Origin of the sequence: Mariniflexile fucanivorans, from assembly GCF_004341235.1 — a bacterium.
GTDB classification, from domain to species: Bacteria; Bacteroidota; Bacteroidia; order Flavobacteriales; family Flavobacteriaceae; genus Mariniflexile; species Mariniflexile fucanivorans.
In genome coordinates this window covers 43,409-63,222 of the sequence record NZ_SLUP01000001.1, presented here as the reverse complement: position 1 = coordinate 63,222, position 19,814 = coordinate 43,409, and the positions used below count along the sequence as shown (strand labels likewise).

Genomic DNA, 19,814 nt, shown 5'->3' with positions numbered 1-19,814 from the left:
GAGCTTACTGAAAATATCAAAAACAATATTACTTTTACAGTAAATCAAAAAGAGTTGTAACTGTTTATGCGTTGCGCTTTTGGTTTATGAATAATTTTATGATAAAATTCAAGTTCAATTGATTGCTATGAAAAGTATTTATAATAGAATCATTTGAATTTCAATAATAAAAAAAATGAAAGAGTTGTTGAAACGTTTTGCCTTATTAAGTGTAGTATTTTGTCTATTTGTTGCTTGTAGTTTTGAGGAAAAAGATATTAGAATTGTTGAAGATTTTAATTTCGATTGGAGTTTTAAATTGGGAGAAAATCCAGGTGCTAGTAAATTAGAGTTCCAAGATTCTGATTGGCAAAAAATCAATTTGCCTCACGATTGGAGTATTGAAGGCACATTTAGCGAAACGAATCTAACTACAGTTCAAGGTGGTGCATTACCAGCCGGAATTGGTTGGTATCGTAAAACGTTTACAATTTCTGAAGATTGGGTAGATAAATCAGTTTCTATTGAATTTGGAGGTGTTTATAGAAATAGTGAAGTTTGGATTAACGGACATTATTTAGGAAAACGCCCTAATGGTTTCATATCTTTTGCTTACGATTTGACCGACCACCTAAACTACGGCGAACAAGAAAATGTGATTGCGGTAAAGGTTGATAATTCCGAGCAGCCAAATTCCAGATGGTACACAGGTTCGGGTATTTATAGAAATGTGCGCTTGGTCGCTTCCGAAAAACTGCACGTTGCCCATTGGGGTACTTGCGTTACAACGCCAAACGTTACTAAAGAAAAAGCATCGGTAAATTACGAAGTAACTATTCAAAATAATTCAAGACTTATCAAAAAGTTTAAATTAGAAACGAAGGTTTATGATGCCGATGACAGAGAAGTAGGTAAAGTAACAACCCTAGAAAAACTTTTCCCTAAAGAAATATTGGCTAAAGCATCAACTATAGAAGTTTTAAATCCCAAATTATGGAGTTTAAACACCCCTTACATGTACCGCGTTGTAACTAGAATTTATGAAGACTCCGAATTGGTAGACAATTACAGCACATTATTTGGTATTCGCTATGTTAATTTTGATGCCGAAAAAGGCTTCTCGCTTAATGGTGAGCCAACAAAAATTTTAGGTGTTTGTTTACACCAGGATAATGGTGCTTTAGGTGCGGTTGCAAATAAATATGCTATTGAAAGAAAGCTGAATATTTTAAAAGATATGGGGGTTAATGCCATTCGTACAGCGCACAATCCGCCTTCTTCAGAGCTGTTGGAATTATGCGATCAAATGGGTTTTATTGTTCTAGACGAAGCTTTCGATGTTTGGAAAAGAAAAAAAGTAACATACGATTACAGTGTTAATTGGGATAAATGGCATAAAAAAGATCTGGAAGACTTTATAAAACGCGACAGAAACCACCCATCGGTAATCATGTGGAGTATTGGGAACGAAATTCCTGAACAATATGATAAATCTGGAATTGCAATCACTAAAGAATTGGTTGACATCGTAAAAAGTTTAGACACCACCAGACCTGTTACCTGTGCTTTAAACGAAAATAATCCAAATAAAAATTTCATTTATAAATCGGGTGCACTCGATGTATTAGGCTTTAATTATAAACATGAAGCCTATGAAGATTTTCCTGAGAGGTTTAAAGGAGAAAAAATTATTGCTTCTGAAAGTGTGTCGGCTTTAGCTACCAGAGGTCATTATAGTATGCCGTCCGATAGTATTCAAAGATGGCCGGAAGCACATAAAGTACCTTTTGAAGGTAATGAAGATTTTACAGTTTCAGCCTTCGATCAAGTGTCTACTTACTGGGGTTCTACCCACGAAGAAACGTGGAAAACCATTAAAAAATTAGATTTTGTTTCAGGTTTGTTTGTCTGGACAGGATTCGATTATTTAGGTGAACCTACGCCATATACATATCCTGCACGAAGCTCCTATTTTGGTATTGTAGATTTAGCTGGTTTTCCAAAAGATGTGTATTTTATGTACCAAAGTGAATGGACTACCAAACCTGTTTTACATATAGTGCCACATTGGAATTGGGAAGAAGGTCAAGAAGTTGATGTTTGGGTATATTATAATAATGCCGATGAAGTTGAATTGTTTTTAAATGGGGAATCTTTAGGTTCTAAGTCAAAACAAGATGATGATTTACACGTATGTTGGCAACTTAACTTTCAACCGGGAACTCTTAAAGCGGTTTCACGAAAAAACGGAAAAGTGGTATTAGAAAAAGAAATTCATACAGCTGGTGAAGTTTCTAAAATAGAACTAGTTACTAATAAAGAACAAATTATTAACGACCATTACGATCTGGTTTATGTAACAGTAAACTTGTTAGATTCTGATGGGAATTTTGTACCTAAAGCAGATAGTTTAATCCATTTTGAAATTGAAGGTGGAGGAGAGATTGTTGGGGTTGATAACGGTTACCAAGCAAATTTATCTTCATTTAAAGCTAAAGAAATAAAAGCGTTTAACGGAAAATGTTTGGTAATTATTCAATCTAACGGAAAAGATGATGACATTAAGCTAAGCGTTTCTGCAGATGAAGGAGCTATAAAAACATTTATAGAAATTGAAACGGTTCAAAATTAATAATTGCTTAGAGTAAAAATAAACTAGCAGTTAATACGGATATATCCCATATTTAATAATAGGGTTTAGATAAAAATTTTTAATTTTGCGCATCTATTTAAAATACATATTGGTAGCTCAAAGAAAGTTACAGGTGAATAAAAACAACAACAATTAAAATGAACAAAAAATTAGATCAACAAGCGGCAGATAATATTAGAGCATTAGCTGTAGCAATGGTAGAGAAAGCGAATTCAGGACACCCGGGAGGCCCAATGGGCGGTGCAGATTTTATGCACATTTTATACTCTGAGTTCTTCAATTTCGATCCCACAGACATGGAATGGCCATTTAGGGACCGTTTTTTCATGGATGCAGGTCACTTATCTACCTTAATGTACGCTCAGTATTATCTTTTAGGAAATTATGAGAAGGATGATGTTGCTAATTTTAGACAATGGGGATCTATTACTCCGGGTCACCCAGAAGTGGATGTAAAAAGAGGTATAGAAAATACATCAGGTCCATTAGGGCAAGGGCACACTATGGGAGTTGGAGCTGCTATTGGTGCTAAATTTTTACAAGCCAGATTTGGAGATTGGATGAACCATAAAATATATGGTTTTATTTCTGATGGAGGTGTTCAAGAAGAAATTTCACAAGGAGCAGGTAGAATTGCAGGCCATTTAGGGTTGAGTAATTTTATTATGTTTTTCGATTCTAATGATATTCAATTATCGACATCTACCGATGAAGTAACTACCGAAGATACTGCCATGAAATACGAAGCATGGGGTTGGAACGTGGTCACTATCGATGGACACAACCACGATGAAATAAGAAAGGCACTAAAAGATGCAAATAACGAAACCGAAAAACCAACCTTAATAATTGGTAAAACCATTATGGGTAAAGGTGCCGTTGCTGCAGATGGTAGTATGTTTGAAGGTCACTGTGAATTACACGGTCAGCCTATTGGACATACTGGTGCAGATTACGCTAAAACCTTAATAAATTTAGGGGCTAATACTGAAAATCCATTTGATATTTATCCAGAGGTTGAAGCATTCTATAAAGATATTTTAAAAGAAAAAACAGCCAAAGCAGCTAAAAAGAAAGCAGAAATTGCATCTTGGAGTGCTTCAAATAAAGAGCTTTCAGATAAATTAGATTTCTTCTTATCAGGTGAATTGCCAGAATTAGATTTTGAATCTATCGAACATAAAGCAGGTTTAGCTTCTAGAGCAGCATCATCTGGAGTATTAGGATATTTAGCAGGCAAAGTAGAAAACATGCTTGTGTCTTCTGCCGATTTATCAAACTCTGATAAAACCGATGGGTTCTTAAAGAAAACACATGCGCTTAAAAAAGGTGATTTTTCAGGATCATTTTTACAAGCAGGTGTTGCCGAATTAACCATGGCATGTATCGCAAATGGATTGGCATTACACGGTGGAATTATTCCCGTAGTAGCCACATTCTTCGTGTTTTCAGATTATATGAAACCAGCGATTCGTTTAAGTGGTATTCAAGAGTTAGGTGTGAAATTTGTTTGGACACACGATGCCTTTAGAGTAGGTGAAGATGGACCAACACATCAACCTGTAGAGCAAGAAGCTCAAATTCGTCTATTGGAAAAATTGAAAAACCATAGTGGCAACCCAAGTTTCTTAGCATTACGTCCTGCGGATTCAGCTGAAACAAGTGTTGCTTGGAAAATGGCTTTAGAGAATAAAAACACCCCAACAGGTTTAATACTTTCAAGACAAAATATTAAAGATTTGCCAGCAAAAGGCGCTTCCAGATATAGTGATGCTTTAGCTGCTGAAAAAGGGGGGTATTTAGTAAAAGAAGTTGAAAATCCAGATGTGGTTTTAATTGCAAATGGATCGGAAGTTGCAACCTTAGTAGCTGCCGCTGAAATTTTAGAAGCAGAAAACGGATTAAAGGTAAATATCGCTTCAGTAATTTCAGAAGGATTATTTAGATTGCAATCTAAAGACTATCAAACTTCAGTAATTCCAAAAAACAAACCATTATTTGGTTTAACTGCAGGGTTACCGGTAAACTTAGAAGGTCTCGTTGGCGATAACGGAAAAGTTTTCGGACTAGATCATTTTGGGTATTCGGCACCAGCGAATGTCTTGGATGAGAAATTCGGATTCACTGGCGAAAAAGTAGCCAAAGAAGTATTAGCATATTTAAAAAACGTATAAAACATAAACAAATGAAATTTTTTATTGATACAGCAAACCTAAAAGACATAGCCGAAGCACAGGCTTTGGGTGTGTTAGATGGTGTTACAACCAACCCATCGTTAATGGCAAAAGAAGGCATTACTGGTGCTGATAATATTATAGCACATTACAAAAAAATATGTGAATTAGTAGAAGGCGATGTAAGTGCTGAGGTTATCTCAACCGATTTTGAAGGTATGGTAAGAGAAGGTGAGGCTTTAGCGGCTTTACACCCTCAAATCGTGGTGAAATTACCATTAATTGCAGATGGTATCAAAGCATGTAAATATTTCTCAGATAAAGGTATTAGAACGAACGTTACTTTGGTGTTTTCAGCTGGTCAAGCGTTATTGGCAGCAAAAGCAGGAGCAACCTATGTGTCGCCATTTATTGGGCGTTTAGATGATATCTCTACAGATGGTTTAAACCTAATCTCAGAAATCAGAATGATTTATGATAACTACGGTTTTCAAACTCAAATTTTAGCGGCATCTGTGCGTCACACGATGCATATTATTGATTGTGCAAAATTAGGAAGCGATGTCATGACAGGACCTTTATCAGCTATCAAAGGTTTATTGAAACACCCGTTAACTGATAGTGGTTTAGCACAATTTTTATTAGATTACCAAAAAGGAAATAAATAAATTAAGAATTAGGAGTAACTATAATTTTTTATAAAAGTTGTTAGTTTATCCTTTTTATTTTCCTGAACAAACATATGAAGATATGATCTCTTGAAAAAATGAGGTCATATCTTTTTTTTTGCAAGAAATCAGTGGTTTAAATTTGTATTTAAGCTATTTAATAATCTCATTCTTTTCGGAATTTTCAAACTAAATTCTTCATTTGCATAAATAAGCAATATCTTAGTAATTCCTTTTATTGTTAGGGTAATAGTATGTTTAAAAATGAATTATATTAAAAATTATGTCAAAAATCACGTGTTTTGGAGAGGTGCTTTGGGATGTGTTTCCAGCACATAAAAAAATTGGAGGTGCTCCATTAAATGTAGCACTGCGTTTACAATCTTTACAGCATGATGTTGCCATGATTAGTAGTGTTGGTACTGATGAGCTTGGTAAAACATTGGTGGCTTACATAGCTGAAAATGGCGTGAACACAAATTATATTCAGGTTAATAATGAATTTAAAACAGGTGTAGTAAATGTGATGCTGAATGCAAAAGGATCGGCATCGTATGATATCAATTTTCCATGTGCTTGGGATTATATTTCAACAGATGAAAAAACGATAGATTTGGTTAAACAAACTGATGCCTTAGTTTTTGGCAGTTTAGCTTGTAGAAATGAAGTGTCAAAAAAAACCTTGTACAAGCTTTTAGACCATGCCCGTTATAAAATTTTCGATTTAAATCTTCGTCCGCCACATTATTCAAAAGATACTTTGATCTATTTAATGAATAATGCCGATTTTATAAAATTCAATGATGATGAGCTATATGAAGTAAGTAAATATTTGGGATCAAAATATAACTCCTTAGAACAAAACCTTCAATATATAGCAGAAAAAACAAATACAAAGCATTTATGTGTAACCAAAGGCTCGCATGGTGCTGTTTTGTTGTATAATGGCAAATTATATTACAACAGCGGCTATTTAATAGAAGTTTTGGATACTGTAGGTGCTGGTGATTCTTTTTTAGCATCTCTGATTAGCCAACTCCTGAACAATATCAATCCTCAACAAGCTATAGATTTTGCATGTGCTGTTGGGGCTTTAGTGGCGCAAAGCGAAGGTGCGAACCCCAAAATATCCATCTCTGAAATTGATGCTTTTATAAACCCTTATTAAAAATTAGCTCTTATTCGTTAAAAATCATATAATACTCCTTTATGGTGAGTTTAAATTTCCTATTTTTGGCATCAAATTAAATAAAATACGAAAAATGAAAATAATTAAATTTTTAGGAGTTGTTTTATCAGCTTCAGTTTTATCATCTTGTGGTGGACAAGGCGTTTCAAAAAGAGAATTAAAAACTGAATTAGATTCAGTAAGTTATGCTATTGGTATGGATGTGGCTAGAAATGTGAAAACTAGTGTTTCTGAAATAGATAGCGAATTATTCATTCAAGGGTATATGAATGTGCTTGATTCTACCAATATTTTAATTAAGCCAGAAGATGGTCAACAAATTTTATCAGCATATTTTCAAAAGAAACAAGCTGAAAACATGAAAAAACAGCAAGAAGAAGCTGAAAAAGAAAAAGGTGTTGGTGAAAAATTCTTAGAAGAAAACAAATCGAAAGATGGTATTAAAGTAACCGAAAGTGGTTTACAATACAAAGTTTTAAAAGAAGGAACGGGTCCTAAACCAACGGCGGAATCTAAAGTAAAAGTACATTACCACGGAACTTTAATTGATGGAACTGTGTTTGATAGTTCTGTTGATAGAGGCGAGCCAACTGAGTTTGGTGTTGGTCAAGTTATTAGAGGTTGGACAGAAGGTTTACAGTTAATGCCTGTAGGTTCAAAATATAAATTCTTCATTCCTCAAGATTTAGGCTACGGTGCTAGACAAGCAGGAGAAAAAATTAAACCTTATTCTACGTTAATTTTTGAAGTTGAATTATTAGAAATAGTTGAATAAGTAAAAAAACTTACTCAATACAATAAAAAAAACAGAAAGGAAACTTTCTGTTTTTTTTATTTATTTAATTCGCAATTCATAATTCATAATTAGTAATTGAATTTATGGTTGTAAATTTGCAACATCTTAAAAACAACAATTATGAACCACAAAGCAGGTTTTGTAAATATAATAGGAAACCCTAATGTGGGTAAATCTACTTTAATGAATGCCTTTGTAGGTGAAAAATTATCTATCATCACTTCAAAAGCGCAAACAACGCGTCACCGTATTTTAGGGATAGTAAATGGTGATGATTTTCAAGTCGTTTTATCTGACACTCCAGGAATTATAAAGCCGGCTTATGAATTGCAAGAAAGCATGATGGGGTTTGTGAAGTCTGCTTTTGAAGATGCTGATGTTTTGATATACATGGTTGAAATTGGTGAGCAAGAATTGAAGGATGAAGCTTTTTTTAATAAAATTACTAGCTCTAAAATTCCTGTATTATTGCTTTTGAATAAGATTGATAAATCAAATCAAGAGCAGTTAGAAACCCAGGTTCAAGTTTGGGCAGAAAAAGTACCAAATGCCGAAATCTTCCCAATCTCTGCATTGGAAGGTTTTAACGTAAAAGAAGTGTTTGGTAGAATTATCGATTTGTTACCCGAATCGCCAGCGTTTTATCCAAAAGACCAATTAACCGATAAACCAGAACGCTTTTTTATAAACGAAACCATTCGCGAAAAAATTCTTCTTCATTATAAAAAAGAAATTCCTTATGCCGTTGAAATTGAAACGGAAGAGTTTTTTGAAGAAGAGGAAATTATTAGAATTCGCGCCGTTATTATGGTAGAACGCGAAACACAAAAAGGTATCATAATAGGACATAAAGGAAGTGCTTTAAAGCGCGTAGGTGTTGAGGCTCGAAAAGATTTAGAAGCTTTTTTCGGCAAACAAATTCACTTAGAAACTTATGTAAAAGTGAATAAAAACTGGAGAAGCAACCAACAACAATTACGCCGATTTGGTTATAATAATTAACAAAAGCTCATGATAACTTATTGATTATCTAACAATTAGTTAAACTTGGTTTTTAATATTTGCATATAGCATCTGCTAAGTTTAGTTTGCGTTAGTTTAGTTTAAAAGTCTTAATTGTACCTTCAATTAAGGCTTTCTTTTTCTAGTACTTCATTCATGAAATTGTGCAGTTGTTGCATCTCATTTTTACTGGATGCTTTTCCAATGCTTCCCGCCAAATAAAGTGCGAACCAAATAACGACCATAAATAACATAAGGCTTAATTGAATAGCGTAATCAGATTTTAATCTCCAATTGGTATAAGCCCAAATGCCAAAAGCAATAAACAAACCTGCTACCAAAAAGTGTAAAAACATAAAAAAAGTCCAAACGGTTGGGTTAGGGCCAAAAAGTCCATGTAAAACACAAGAATTTTCATCTGTATTATTGATTTCAAGATGTAATTGCGGTGACCAAAAATGTTGTTTGTCTTTGGGAAATTTTATAAAAACATGGTCGTCAATACGGCTCACAATAAACTCAGATTGTGTTTTTTTAGAGTCTTGGAATAATTGCAACAGCGTTTCATTTGGTCTGGGTATTTCAATCTTGAATCTGGGACGTAAAATAATGTCGTTGGTAGTTGGCATTTTATTGGTGTTTTAAAACCTTAAAGTACTATTTTTTTAGTTTAAAAAGCTAAAAATTTAATAGTTAGCAAAAAAAAGCTGTTCGTAGCGTATATTTCTTATTTTTGCAAAATATTTCAATAAACATAAAACAAATCAGTTAAAGGCTGTTTTCAAAATAAATCATGAGTAATATCGTAGCAATAGTAGGTCGTCCAAATGTAGGGAAATCAACATTTTTTAATCGTTTAATTCAGCGTAGAGAAGCTATTGTTGACGCAGTAAGTGGGGTAACAAGAGATCGTCATTATGGTAAAAGTGATTGGAACGGAAAAGAGTTTTCACTTATAGATACCGGAGGTTATGTATTAGGCAGTGATGATGTTTTTGAAGCTGAAATAGATAAACAAGTGGAGTTGGCTATTGATGAAGCCGATGTTATTATTTTTATGGTAGATGTTGAAAGTGGTGTAACAGGCATGGATGAGGATGTTGCAAAACTACTTCGTAAAGTTTCTAAACCCGTATTTCTTGTTGTAAATAAAGTGGATAATGCGAAACGTGCCGAAGATGCTGTAGAGTTTTATTCTTTAGGTTTGGGTGAATATTACACCGTTGCGAGTATTAATGGAAGTGGAACAGGCGATTTATTGGATGCTTTAGTGAAAGTATTACCAGAAAAGGAAACGGTGGTAAATGAAGAATTACCTCGTTTTGCTGTTGTTGGTCGTCCAAACGCAGGAAAATCATCATTTATAAATGCTTTAATTGGTCAAGATAGATATATTGTAACCGATGTTGCTGGTACAACTAGAGATTCGATCGATACTAAATACAATCAGTTTGGTTTTGAGTTTAACATTGTTGATACTGCAGGTATTAGAAGAAAATCGAAGGTTAAAGAAGATTTGGAATTTTACTCTGTAATGCGTAGTGTAAGAGCTATTGAGCATTGCGATGTATGTTTATTGGTTTTAGACGCTACTCGTGGCTTTGATGGTCAAGATCAAAACATATTTTGGTTAGCAGAACGTAACCGTAAAGGTGTTGTTATTTTGGTAAACAAATGGGATTTAGTTGAAAAAGATCATAAAACAACCCTGGAATACGAAAAAGCCATTAGAAAAGAGATGGAACCATTTACCGATGTGCCCATTGTGTTTATCTCTACCATATCAAAACAACGTATTTACAAAGCTATTGAAACGGCTGTTGAGGTTTATAATAACCGCACCAAAAAGATTAAAACAAGTGTGCTTAACGAAGTTATGTTGCCTCTTATAGAAAACTATCCGCCACCAGCAAATAAGGCGAAATTTGTAAAAATAAAATACGTGATGCAATTGCCAACGCCGCAACCGCAATTTGCATTTTTCTGTAATTTACCGCAATACGTTAAAGAACCTTACAAACGCTTTTTAGAAAACAAACTACGTGAAAAATTCGATTTTACGGGAGTTCCTGTTAGTGTTTATATGCGTAAGAAGTAGGGAGTTTTGAAAGGTTAGAATTTTTCACATACACACTTCATTTTAATTCATTATAAATATTCTGTTTTTGCTAAAGTTTTCTATTTGAAAACTTTAGTAATCTTAGTGCATTCCTATTACTTAAAACATTCACACTTTTGTATTCATAATTATTGTAGTATTCTTTTTTAAATACATATAATTTGTATGATATTTATTTCAAAACAATAAAAAAAAGCTTATTTTTAAAACTTAAAGAATATTTGAAATGTTTCTTAAGTGAACTTCGTTAAAATAAATTGTTTTTAAACTCAATTTATTTCACTTGTGGGTTAACAATATTCAATCAACTAAACCATAAGTTTTATGAAAAAAATCACCTCTATTTTCTTGCTTTTATTTTTCTTTAATAATGTGTTCGCCCAAAAAGTGATTGAAAATCCAGCTTATGGATTTAGTACTTTACATGGGGACATAACCAAAATAGAATTGTTAGATTCTACAACAGTTATATATTTTCATATTAAATTCAAACCAGGAAGTTGGATTTCTATCCCAAAGGAAACTTTTATTCAGGTTGTTGGAAGTGATGATAAACTATTTATTACGAAAGCAGAAGGTATTCCAATGGCTAAGCGTTTTACCATGCCGGATTCCGGAGAAGTAAATTACAAATTATTCTTCCCTAAAATAAATGATTCTATTTCTAGAATAGATTTTGGAGAAGCAAATGATGGAGGTAGCTGGTTTGTTTATGATATTATTGTAAATGAAGATAACTTAGATTTTAAAATACCTAAAGCACTTGTTGGTAATTGGCTTAAAACTGATGGTAGTAACCAATGGGATTACAGTTTCAATTCAAAAAATGCTATTGTAGATCGTGCTATTTGGAATTATAAATCAGTTAAAATTAAGAAGAATACATATACTATTACTTTAAAAAAAGGTGAACAGATAAAAACCATTTATGCAAAAATTGATAAAAATAGACAGGTTGCCATTGGTGAAAACAAAAAAGATTTAAAAACCTATAGTACCACACGCACCAGCAATCCTAATTACAAATTAAAAAACGATGAGCTTTATACATTGCCCATTTTTAAAAATGATAATACCACTTACTCTGGTGTGGTTAATGGTTATACTCCAAGAATAGGGGAGTCTACAACCATGCTATACGTAAATAATGCGTTTACAGGCAACCAAGAATCGCATTTAATTAAAATAGCGGACGACGGAAGTTTTTCAATAAGTTTTCCAATAGCATATCCGCAATTTGTTTTGGTACGAGGCGTGGGTGTTAGTATGAATGTTTTTATAGAACCGGGTAAAGAAACTTTTCATTTTATCGATTCTGGAGAGCATTTGTTTATGGGCGATTGTGCTCAAGTTAACACCGATTTAGTTGCCATGCAATCAATCAATTATTTTGACTTTAGAAAAGATTACAAAGATATATTAACTATAGATCCCCAAGATTTTAAAAAGCGATTTGTTGCAATTCAAAACCGTGAAATGGACTCCTTAAATAGTTTAGTAAAAACTCAGTTTATTAGCCAAAAAGCCGTTCAGCTTAAAAAAATAGATATTAAAATTTCAGCACTTACAAACATCCTGAGTTATGAAATATACAAAAGTTCAGCTTTAAGAAGGCAGGAAAAAGAAAAAAAGGAAAATATGCCACTAGTAAATGAAACCGAGTTGGATGCCTCTTATTACAATTTGCTTACAAAAGCTGTACTTGATGATAAACTGGCAGTTATGGCCCGTGATTATAGTACTCTTATTAATAGGTTTATGTTTGCCGATATATTTAGAGATAACAGTAGAGTAAGCATTAGACAGAATACAACAGAGCATTTGGCAGAACAGCTCCAAAAGCAAGGTGTTAAGTTGACCGATGATGAATTGAAAATGGTTGATGCCAGTAAGGAGGTGCAAACCGAAGACTTTAGTAAACGCCAAAGTGCATTTAATGAAAAATACGCAGCAATGTTTTCTGAATTTTTGAAACAGCATTACAAAATTTTTGATGAAATTGGAAAAGATAAAGAAAAGTCGTTGGACTTAGTAGCCAGTTTAAAGGCAGAAGGCGTAGAACTTAGCAATGAAACCGAGAATATGCTACAAGTTTTTAATGCCATAAGTACACCAGAGGAAAAGGAAAAACAATTTCTTTTTAATGAAACTTATGGAGATGCTATAAAAGACTTTTATAAGAATCATAGCAAGTTTATTGCAGATATATACAGTCAAGATCGTAATAACAAGCTTTTAGATAAAATGAGTGAAGTTTTAAATATTAAAGAAGCTTTTGTTTTTGATGTGGTAAAACTTCAACAAAATCTGAGTGATTTAGATAGGAATATGGAACCTTATACAGAGAATAAGGTAGAATATTTGCAGCAATTGATACAAACCCCTTTTCTAGCCCATTATATCAGTGTTGAAAACAATAAATTGAAAGCAAAAATTGAAGCTAATAAAACAAAGGAAGGCTATGCTGTAAATTATGTAGAAAAAACGGAAGGTGATGAACTTTTTAAATCCATGATACACAAGTTTAAGGGCAAAGTAGTGTATGTCGATTTTTGGGCAACTTGGTGTGGCCCTTGTAAAACGGGTATTAACAGAATTAAGCCACTAAAAGAAGAAATGAAAGGTGAAGATGTTGTGTTTTTGTATATAACAGGTCCTAGTTCTCCTGAAAAAACCTGGGAAAACTCCATTCCAGATATTAAAGGAGAGCATTATAGAGTATCTAAAGATGAATGGAATTATTTAACTGATAAATTTAAAATTACAGGAATTCCGCATTATGCTTTAGTAAATAAAGAGGGCGAAGTTGTAAATGATAAGTTGGGGCATAAAAATAATGAAGAAATAAAAACACTTCTAAATAAAGAGATGGGTAAATAGCAAAACATCTATCACTAAAATAAATAAAAAAAGCTACTTGAAAAGTGTATTATATCTACTTTGTCAGGTTGAACTTTTCAAAAACAATATTGATTATCAATAAGTTAAGGTGTTTAGACAAGCTCAATATGACACTGAAATACACTTTTCAGACAGCTTTTTTTTTATATGTATAATTAAATTACCAACCCCCAGAAGCACCGCCGCCGCCAAAGCCGCCGCCACCAAAACCGCCACCAAAACCACCGCCACCGCTGAAACCTCCACCAGAGCTTCCGCTACCAAAACCACCATCTGAGGAACGCCCCATGTTGCTTAAAATAATAGCATCTAGTATACTGAAACCACCTGAATTATTACCTCTATTTCCACCCTTACCACCACGATTATTTTTTGAAATGGAAAGAATAATAAATATAATAACTAGTATAATAACAAATCCAAAAGGGAAGTTGCTATCCTTTGATTCTTTACGGGTACCTTGATATTCGCCCGTTAAAACTTCGAAAATAGCATCGGAACCTCGGTTTAAACCACCGTAATAATCATCTTGTTTAAAATAGGGAATGATGTCTTGTTCAATAATTCGCTTAGACATCGCATCGGTAAGTAAATGCTCAACACCATAGCCTGTTTTGATGGATATTTTACGGTCGCCTTTCGCTAATAAAATAAAAACGCCGTTATCTTCTTTAGCTTGACCAATACCCCAGGCATGAGCCCATTTAGTACCTAAATAGTCAATGTTTTCACCTTCGCTGGAATTAATAGTGGCAATAACAATTTGAGTAGAAGTCGTATCAGAATATTTAATAAGTTTTTCTTCTAAACTGCTTTTTTCAGCAGGTGAAAACAGGTTGATATAATCGTAAACGCTTGTTTGAAAGTCTGGTTTTTCAGGAATCTCAAATTGAGCATAAGAAAAACTAAAAGATAAAATAGTAATTAATAAAAAAAGAATTAATCTACTATTTAACTTAAACTGCGATTGCGACTGAAAACTAATTACTAAACTCTTCACCCTTTAGAAATTTCGTTTGAGAGTTCGTTGGTGTCTGAATCCATATAGGGAAAAAACTTTTTAAGTTGCTCGCCAGATTTTAAAACACCTTCAACCAAACCTTGTTTGAAATTACCCGTTTTAAAATGCGATTGCATCACATCCTTGGTGCTATCCCAGAAGGTTTTTGAAACCACATCGTTTATTCCCTTGTCGCCATAGATGACAAAGGTTTTTTCAGTAACAGCAACATAGATTAATACAGCGTTTTGAAGTTTGGTATTATCCATTTTCAGCATATAAAAAACCTCCAACGCACGATTTGTTGCATCGCCATTAGAGGTTTTTTCTATATGAACTCGTATTTCGCCAGAGGTGTTTAATTCAGCTATTCTTATCGCTTCAATAACGTCTTGTTCTTCACTTGCGGTTAAAAAATCTTCAACACTGTTTTTAGGCATAATAATATGTTTTTTGTAGTTTTTTATTTAAAATTAAAATCTACATCTGGCGCATTTTCGCTTCCAGCGTCCGCTTTGTAATAATTCATGGGGTCGAAATTAAAAAGACCTGCCAATAATGAATTTGGGAATATTTTTATGTGTTTATTATATGGTTCTACAGCTTCATTAAAACGGTCCCTCGCTACGTTAATTCGGTTTTCGGTACCTTCTAATTGCGATTGTAATTCTAAAAAGTTCTGATTTGCCTTTAAATCAGGGTATCTTTCAACTACCAATAGTAATTTTGATAAAGCACCTGTTAAACCTTGTTGCGCTTGTTGAAATTGCGCCATGTTTTCTTGTGTTAGGTTGCCGGCATCAATAGTGGTTTTAGTAGCTTCACTTCTAGCTTTTATAACCGCTTCCAAAGTGCTTTTTTCAAAATCGGCAGCACCTTGTACAGTTTTCACTAAATTTCCAATAAGGTCATTTCTACGTTGGTAGCTACTTTCTACATCGCCCCATGTTTTAGTTGCAGTTTCCTTTAAGTTTACTGCGGTATTATTAAAGTTTTTACCCCATGAATAAAGTCCGAAAACAAGAACAGCAATAATAATAACGGGAATAAGCCATTTTTTCATTATAATAATTTTTTGGTTTGTTAATTTGTTTTTTTTAGTAAGTAGTCAATTCTTAAAAAATGTTACAAATGTTGCTTAATTTTTATAAGCTGATTTTTTACATCTTCCAATTTACTTATAATTTCAAAATTAGTAAGCGTTTCCTGTTTGTCTTCTTTTAAATGTGTTTTGGCACCATCGAGCGTGAAACCGCGTTCTTTTACTAAGTGATAAATAAATTTAAGATTTTTAATGTCTTCAGGCGTAAATTTTCTATTGCCTTTAGCATTTTTTTTTGGCTTCAAAGCATCAAATTCCTTTTCCCAAAAGCGAATTAAAGAGGTGTTTACGCCAAAAGCCTTGGCTACTTCGCCAATATTATAGTATCGTTTTTCGGGTAATTCTATATGCATTAATCTAAAGATTGATTTTCTAAGGATGCGTGTTGTAACATTTCATTAAATTCTTCGGCAGTTAAACTTCCGTAGTAAAAGTTTATAGGGTTTATACGTTCACCGTCTTTAAACACTTCGTAGTGCAAGTGAGGGCCTTCAGAACGTCCAGTGCTACCAACAAAACCTATAAGTTCGCCACGTTTTACTTTTTGGTTTTTTCTAACGTTGTATTTGTATAAATGGGCATATAAACTTTCATATCCATAGCCATGGTTAATCCGTATGTGGTTTCCATAGCCGGTTGCTGTGTTATCTGCACGTTCTACAACACCATCACCACTTGCATAAATAGGGGTGCCTCTGGGTGCAGAAAAATCCATGCCGTAATGCATTTTTCTAACTTTAGTAAATGGATCTGAACGCATCCCGTATCCAGAGGCCATTCTTTTAAGATCTTCATTTCTAACGGGTTGAATGGCTGGAATCGCAGCCAATAGTTTTTCTTTTTCTTCAGCTAATTTAGCTATTTCATCTAACGATTTACTTTGTACAACTATTTGTTTTTGAAGGACATCCAATCGTTTGTTGCTTTCAATAATTAATTTGGAATTATCAAAACCTTCTAAGTCTTTGTAGCGGTTTACACCACCAAAACCGGCTTTACGTTGCTCGTCTGGTATGGGGTTGGCTTCAAAATAAACACGGTAAATGTTGTTGTCTCTGTCTGCTACATCAGCCAAAACAATTTCGGCCTCTTTCATTTTTTTATTTAGTAATTCAAACTGTAGTTGAGCGTTTTGAAGTTCGCGTTTAAGAGCGCGTTCTTTAGGTGATTCAACAAATTGATTGGCTATAAAAACAAATAAAAAACCAAAAAGTGCAGACCCTAAAATAAACACCGAGGCATACTTAATGGTATTTCTTTTTTTGCGTTGTATCTTCTTGTAAGACAACGATTCTGCATCGTAATAATATTTTACCTTACTCATTTCCTAATTTATGCTATTTTTGCACTTTATTAAATGCCTTTTATATTAAATTTTAATAACTAACGACCAAATTTGTTAAATAGTATTGATAATAAGATTAAAGTCGTTTTTATTAAAGTTTAAAATGTTTAGAAAAGAGTAAATATAAAAATTGTTTTGCAATTAATACCAATTTAATAACAGAGTAACCATTTTATAAAATGAAATCACAAGATATTCGTTCTAAATTTTTAAGTTTTTTTGAAGAGAAAAAACACAGTATTGTACCGTCTGCACCTATGGTTCTTAAAGATGACCCTACATTAATGTTCGTAAATTCTGGGATGGCACCTTTTAAAGAATATTTTTTAGGAAATGCTGTACCTAAAAATAGTAGAATTACAGATACTCAAAAATGCTTGCGAGTTTCAGGAAAACATAACGATTTAGAAGAAGTTGGCTATGATACTTACCATCATACGCTTTTTGAAATGTTGGGAAATTGGAGTTTTGGCGATTATTTTAAGAAAGAAGCCATCGCTTGGGCATGGGAGTTGTTGGTTGATGTTTATGGCATTGATAAGGATATTTTGTACGTTACCGTTTTTGAAGGAAGTGAAGAAGATAAACTTCCAATGGATACCGAAGCTTATGATTTGTGGAAACAATTCATTTCTGAAGACCGTATTTTAAAAGGAAATAAAAAAGATAATTTCTGGGAAATGGGCGACCAAGGTCCTTGTGGACCATGTAGTGAAATACACGTTGATATTCGTTCGGCAGAAGAAAAAGCTAAAATTTCTGGTAAAGATTTAGTGAATCAAGACCATCCACAGGTGGTGGAAATCTGGAATTTAGTATTTATGCAATACAACCGAAAAGCCAATGGTAGCTTAGAAAGTTTACCAGATAAGCATATTGATACGGGTATGGGCTTTGAGCGTTTATGCATGGTGTTACAAGGCGTCCAGTCTAATTACGATACGGATGTTTTTACCCCAATTATTAGAGAAATTGAGGCTATTACACATAAAGAATATGGTAGCGATACCAAGGTAGATGTTGCAATTCGCGTTATTGCAGACCACGTTCGTGCAGTAGCATTCTCCATTGCCGATGGGCAGTTGCCAAGTAACACGGGAGCTGGTTATGTAATTCGTAGAATTTTGCGACGTGCTGTGCGTTACGGCTTTACATTTTTAGATAAAAAAGAGCCTTTTATTTATAGGTTGGTGGATGTGTTGAGTGAAAAAATGGGAACAGCTTTCCCAGAAATGAAAGCGCAAAAACAACTGGTTGAAAATGTGATTAAGGAAGAAGAACAATCGTTTTTAAGAACTTTAGATCAAGGTTTGGTATTATTAAATCGTATTGTTGAAGAAACAAAAGGTGATACTGTTTCAGGTGAAAAAGCTTTTGAATTATATGATACTTATGGGTTTCCGATTGATTTAACGGCGTTGATTCTTTCTGAAAAAGCATTAAAACTTGATGAAAAAGGGTTTAATGAGCAACTTCAGAAACAAAAAAATCGATCGCGTGCTGCCAGTGAAATGAGTACAGACGATTGGACCATTTTAGTTGATGATGCTGAGGAAGAATTTGTTGGTTACGATACTTTAGAAGCCAATGTTAAATTAACCAGATACAGAAAAGTGGTTTCTAAAAAAGACGGCGAAATGTTTCAATTGGTGTTCAATTTAACGCCGTTTTATCCAGAAGGAGGTGGGCAAGTAGGCGACAAAGGCTATTTGGAAGCAACACATGGCGATGTGGTTTATATTTTAGATACTAAAAAGGAAAACAATGTTATTATTCACTTTGCAAAAAATTTACCTAATAACTTAAACGAAACATTTAAGGCAGTGGTTGATGCGAAACAACGTCATAGAACCGAGTGTAACCATACTGCTACCCATTTATTACATCAAGCTTTACGGGAAATTTTAGGAACACATGTAGAACAAAAAGGAAGTGCAGTGCATTCTAAAAATTTACGTTTCGACTTTTCTCATTTCTCAAAACTTACTAGTGAAGAATTGAAAGATGTTGAAAATTTTGTAAATGCACGAATTTCTGGTAAGTTGCCATTAGTAGAGAAAAGAAATATACCAAAAGACGAAGCCATTGCAGATGGCGCCATGAGTTTGTTTGGTGAAAAATATGGGGATACAGTTCGTGCGATTCGTTTTGGGAAATCTATCGAGCTTTGTGGTGGTACGCATGTTAAAAACACGGGAGATATCTGGTATTTTAAAATAGTATCAGAAGGTGCTGTGGCAGCAGGCATACGTCGTATTGAAGCCATAACTAACGATGCTGTTAAAGACTTTTATGCCGAAAACAATAAAGTGTATTTCGAAATGAAAGAATTGCTTAATAATGCACAAGAACCCTTAAAGGCATTGAAGCATATACAAGATGAAAATGCTAATTTGAAAAAGCAAATAGAAACTTTGTTAAGGGAGAAAGCTAAAAATATAAAAGGCGATCTTAAAAGTGAATTACAAGATATAAATGGCATTCAGTTTTTAGCAAAAAAATTAGATTTAGATGCTTCGGGAATTAAAGATGTGTCGTTTGAATTAGGCCAGCAATTTGATAACTTGTTTTTATTATTCGCTACAGAAAGTGAAGGTAAAGCATTATTGTCATGCTATATTTCTAAAGAATTAGTAGAAAACAAAGGCTTAAATGCAGGACAAGTAGTGCGTGAGCTTGGTAAATACATCCAAGGTGGTGGCGGTGGACAGCCATTTTTTGCAACGGCTGGTGGTAAGAATCCAGCAGGAATTACTGAGGCTTTAGAGGCTGCGAAAAAGTATTTAAAATAGGATTATAACACAGAGACACACAGGTTTTTCACGGAGGAGCACGGAGTTTTTATTCAGATTTCTCTGAGTATCTTTGAGTAAACTCTGTGAGTCT

The 19,814-nt window shown here is 33.7% G+C and carries 15 protein-coding genes; 9 read left to right on the top strand and 6 right to left on the bottom strand.

Translation table 11 applies throughout. The annotated features are described in order from the left end of the window. Positions 1–175: 175 nt before the first annotated feature. From EV196_RS00260 to era, 6 genes are all read left to right on the top strand, one after another. Positions 176–2,611: a sugar-binding domain-containing protein gene (locus EV196_RS00260; protein WP_132213723.1), complete on the top strand. Its 2,436-nt coding sequence runs from the start codon at positions 176–178 to the stop codon at positions 2,609–2,611. 158 nt (positions 2,612–2,769) lie between these two features. After that, the gene (locus tag EV196_RS00255) at positions 2,770–4,806 is read left to right on the top strand and encodes a transketolase family protein (RefSeq protein WP_132213722.1); all 2,037 of its coding nucleotides are present in this window, start codon (positions 2,770–2,772) and stop codon (positions 4,804–4,806) included. Between the two features lie 11 nt (positions 4,807–4,817). Then, positions 4,818–5,474: a fructose-6-phosphate aldolase gene (gene fsa, locus EV196_RS00250; RefSeq protein WP_132213721.1), complete on the top strand. Its 657-nt coding sequence runs from the start codon at positions 4,818–4,820 to the stop codon at positions 5,472–5,474. Positions 5,475–5,757: 283 nt separating this feature from the next. Then, on the top strand, positions 5,758–6,642 hold the full coding sequence (locus EV196_RS00245) for a carbohydrate kinase family protein (protein WP_132213720.1): 885 nt from the start codon (positions 5,758–5,760) through the stop codon (positions 6,640–6,642). Positions 6,643–6,736: 94 nt separating this feature from the next. Beyond that, a complete protein-coding gene (locus EV196_RS00240) occupies positions 6,737–7,438 on the top strand; it encodes an FKBP-type peptidyl-prolyl cis-trans isomerase (protein ID WP_132213719.1) in 702 nt (233 codons plus the stop codon). Between the two features lie 141 nt (positions 7,439–7,579). Beyond that, entirely contained in the window at positions 7,580–8,461 is an 882-nt protein-coding gene (gene era, locus EV196_RS00235; RefSeq protein WP_132213717.1) for a GTPase Era, read from the top strand. Between the two features lie 122 nt (positions 8,462–8,583). Here the strand turns inward: era and EV196_RS00230 are convergent, their stop codons facing one another. Further along, on the bottom strand, positions 8,584–9,090 hold the full coding sequence (locus tag EV196_RS00230) for a GTP-binding protein (protein ID WP_132213715.1): 507 nt from the start codon (positions 9,088–9,090) through the stop codon (positions 8,584–8,586). Positions 9,091–9,254: 164 nt separating this feature from the next. Between EV196_RS00230 and der the strand changes: the two genes are divergently transcribed. Together der and EV196_RS00220 are read left to right on the top strand one after the other, a co-directional pair. Next, positions 9,255–10,559, top strand: a complete 1,305-nt coding sequence (gene der / locus EV196_RS00225) for a ribosome biogenesis GTPase Der (RefSeq protein WP_132213713.1) — start codon at positions 9,255–9,257, stop codon at positions 10,557–10,559. Between the two features lie 345 nt (positions 10,560–10,904). Next, the gene (locus EV196_RS00220) at positions 10,905–13,460 is read left to right on the top strand and encodes a thioredoxin-like domain-containing protein (protein WP_132213711.1); all 2,556 of its coding nucleotides are present in this window, start codon (positions 10,905–10,907) and stop codon (positions 13,458–13,460) included. Positions 13,461–13,641: 181 nt separating this feature from the next. Here EV196_RS00220 and EV196_RS00215 read toward each other — a convergent pair whose 3' ends face one another. The 5 genes from EV196_RS00215 to EV196_RS00195 form a co-directional block, all read right to left on the bottom strand. Next, the gene (locus EV196_RS00215) at positions 13,642–14,421 is read right to left on the bottom strand and encodes a TPM domain-containing protein (RefSeq protein WP_243652163.1); all 780 of its coding nucleotides are present in this window, start codon (positions 14,419–14,421) and stop codon (positions 13,642–13,644) included. Positions 14,422–14,477: 56 nt separating this feature from the next. After that, entirely contained in the window at positions 14,478–14,921 is a 444-nt protein-coding gene (locus EV196_RS00210) for a TPM domain-containing protein (protein ID WP_132213707.1), read from the bottom strand. A 23-nt stretch (positions 14,922–14,944) separates the two neighbouring features. Beyond that, positions 14,945–15,544 (bottom strand): LemA family protein, encoded by a 600-nt coding sequence (locus EV196_RS00205; protein ID WP_132213705.1) that lies wholly within the window; start codon positions 15,542–15,544, stop codon positions 14,945–14,947. A gap of 62 nt (positions 15,545–15,606) precedes the next feature. Further along, positions 15,607–15,936 (bottom strand): MerR family transcriptional regulator, encoded by a 330-nt coding sequence (locus EV196_RS00200; protein WP_132213703.1) that lies wholly within the window; start codon positions 15,934–15,936, stop codon positions 15,607–15,609. Further along, positions 15,936–16,907, bottom strand: a complete 972-nt coding sequence (locus EV196_RS00195; protein WP_132213701.1) for a M23 family metallopeptidase — start codon at positions 16,905–16,907, stop codon at positions 15,936–15,938. Before EV196_RS00195 ends, EV196_RS00200 begins: the two co-directional genes overlap by 1 nt. 200 nt (positions 16,908–17,107) lie before the next feature. On the opposite strand from EV196_RS00195, the gene alaS reads away from it, so the two are divergent. Continuing rightward, the gene (gene alaS / locus EV196_RS00190; protein WP_132213699.1) at positions 17,108–19,720 is read left to right on the top strand and encodes an alanine--tRNA ligase; all 2,613 of its coding nucleotides are present in this window, start codon (positions 17,108–17,110) and stop codon (positions 19,718–19,720) included. Positions 19,721–19,814 lie beyond the last annotated feature (94 nt).